At 62.2% G+C, this 821-nt stretch carries 1 protein-coding gene; it reads right to left on the bottom strand.

What is annotated here, in order from left to right:
- On the bottom strand, positions 1-821 hold an 821-nt coding region (locus BHD06_RS22755), incomplete at both ends, for an MBL fold metallo-hydrolase (RefSeq protein ID WP_217805734.1).

Below are 821 nucleotides of genomic sequence, written 5' to 3'. Positions count from 1 at the left end.
CTCGCCTGCGCGCATGTTCACCTGAAGCGAGGGCAGGATCAGCCGAGGCATGGCCAATTGCGCATCGCGTTCGGTGCGGAACCTGACAAATTCCTCACGGGTCTTGCCGCCGCCCACGTGGATGTTGTTGGCCTTCTCCTCGGCGACCGTGGTCTCCCACGCGATATCGCGGCCACCCGGCCCGTAATCGTGGCACATGAAGAGGCGCATGGCATCGGGCAGGCTCAGGACCCGTCGGATACTGTCGTAAAGCTCTCCCGCATCGCCGCCCGGGAAATCGGCCCGCGCCGAGCCGCCATCAGGCATGAAAAGCGTATCGCCCACAAACGCCGCGTCGCCCATGACATGGGTCATGCAGGCGGGCGTATGGCCCGGCGTGTGCATGGCAAAACAGGTCATGCCACCCACGGTATAGGTGTCGCCATCCTTGAACAGCCGGTCAAACTGGCTGCCGTCGCGCTGAAACTCGGTGCCCTCGTTGAAGATCTTGCCGAAGACATCCTGCACGACCATGATCTTTTCGCCGATGCCGATCTTGCCGCCAAGACGCTCCTGGATGAAGGGCGCCGCCGACAGGTGATCGGCATGCACATGGGTCTCGATGATCCATTCGAGGCTCAGGCGCGCGCGCTCGATATGGGCGATCATCGCGTCGGCATGATCATAGGTGATCCGCCCCGCCGCCATGTCGATATCCATCACGCTATCGACCACCGCGCAGGCGTTGGAGCCGGGATCCTTCACCACGTAGCTGATCGTGTTGGTGGCCTCGTCAAAGAACGCCGTGACCTGCGGATGCACATCCATGTTCACCGGGTAAT

This window comes from Roseovarius sp. A-2 (assembly GCF_002072155.1).
Classification (GTDB): domain Bacteria; phylum Pseudomonadota; class Alphaproteobacteria; order Rhodobacterales; family Rhodobacteraceae; genus Roseovarius.
The sequence above is the reverse complement of the archived record's forward strand: the minus strand, read 5'-3'. Positions and strand labels throughout refer to the sequence as shown.